This is a genomic window from SAR324 cluster bacterium (assembly GCA_029245725.1).
In the GTDB taxonomy this organism is placed as follows: Bacteria; SAR324; SAR324; order SAR324; family NAC60-12; genus JCVI-SCAAA005.
Genome location: JAQWOT010000387.1, coordinates 1 through 1,728 on the forward strand (window position 1 = coordinate 1; position 1,728 = coordinate 1,728).

Genomic DNA, 1,728 nt, shown 5'->3' on the forward strand with positions numbered 1-1,728 from the left:
GTATTACTAAAAGATCTGGAATAGTTGTACTGGGAGAGATCTGAGGAAGAGCATCGTAGGTACGCTAGACCGTCTTGATTACCCACTGCTATCAGGACCTTACTCGACCTGTCAGCCTTCTGGCATTCTGCCGATTGGTTGGACTGAAAATCTGTGTGTCGTAGGTTAGATTCCCGCTCTGGCCACCATTAATTAATTTCTTTTGCTGGCTCTGACACAATCCTCACTCAGGCCAAATGGATTAGCACAATTTTAATCCTCACCAATCTTATTCTCTCCGAAAAGCCTTTTTCCTCCAGATTCATTTGAAGATGCTTCTATTTCAGTTCCTCCCTTGCTTTGAAATTGCAAAACGCGGTTTGTATCGAAAAATCTGATTAAAAACCGCAGAAGGCGTTGGTCATTGATATTCCTTTCAGAAATGAAGGATGTTGAAGTGCCAATTAAATAGCTCTGAAGATCACAGCTAACGGTAATCGTCACGTTGAAAAACCTTTCTGGAGAGGGAGATGCTAATCAAGGAATTTGAGGTGATCGATCTCAGGGTACCAACCTCGGACAGTCTACTCGGTTCGGACCCTTTCCACAGGAAACCCAACTACTCTGCGGTCTTGACCCGGCTACATCTTGGGAGTGGTCTCACTGGTATATCGGTGAATTTCACCATCGGTGCAGGCAATGATTGGATTGCCTATGGTGTCAAGGACCTGATGCAGTTGGTGATTGGGCGCTCCCTTGAGGAATTCATCGAAGATCCCGGAGGCTTTCACAAAATGCTTTTGGATCATCATCAACTCCGCTGGATGGGTGATGGGATGGGGCGCATGATCATTGGCTCGATCATCAATGCCCTCTGGGATCTCTGGGCCAAAGTGGAGGGCAAACCACTTTGGAAACTGCTTGTGGATCTACCTCCACAGACTGTCATCGATTGCATTGACTGGCGCTACTTGCGAGATGCCCTCGATCCTGAAGAGGCTCTTGAGTCGCTGCAGCAGAACGTGGGTTCAAAAGCTGGACGTGAAGAGCAGCTGCATCAAAGAGGTCCAAAGGCTTACTCTACAGCTGGCTGGCTTGGCTTGTCAGACTCAGAGATCATCCAGACCATTGAGCAGGTGAAATTGCAGGGGCTGGACTGTTTCAAAATGAAAGTTGGCCTCAATGTGCAGCAAGATCGACAACGGTTGGCCTTTATCCGGAGCGCAATTGGAGAGGACTCTCTGCTGATGTTGGATGCCAATCAGATCTGGGGTGTTGAGGAGGCCATTTCGCATATGCTGCAGCTCATTGAATTCCGCCCTCACTGGATTGAGGAACCCACCGCTCGGGATGATGTCTTTGGTTACCAGCAAATTGGAGCAGCCTTGAGAGAACATGGTGTGGGCCTGGCTTGCGGGGAGCAGGTGCCTTCTCCAGTGATTTTCAAGCAGTTCCTCCAGCAGGGAGTGATTCAGTTCTGTCAGATTGATGCAACCAGGCTCTCCGGGGTGAATGATGTGATGGCCGTGATTTTATTGGCAGCAAAATACCAGGTCCCTGTTTGTCCGCATGGTGGTGGAATTGGCTTGTGCAACATGATTCAGCACTATGCGATCTGGGATCAAATCACCGTCTCAGGAAACTCAGCTAGCCAGGTGGTGGAATACCTGAACTTTTTGCAAGAGGATGTGTTTCTAAACCCAGTGCGGATGCATCAGGGCGCCTATGTTCTCCCAAGTCAGCTCGGAT

The 1,728-nt window shown here is 48.8% G+C and carries 1 protein-coding gene; it reads left to right on the forward strand.

The genetic code is table 11. The features are described 5' to 3' along the window. Nucleotides 1-509: 509 nt before the first annotated feature. Nucleotides 510-1,728 (forward strand): enolase C-terminal domain-like protein (locus P8O70_21255; GenBank protein MDG2199370.1); only part of this gene is annotated, 1,219 nt, incomplete at its 3' end.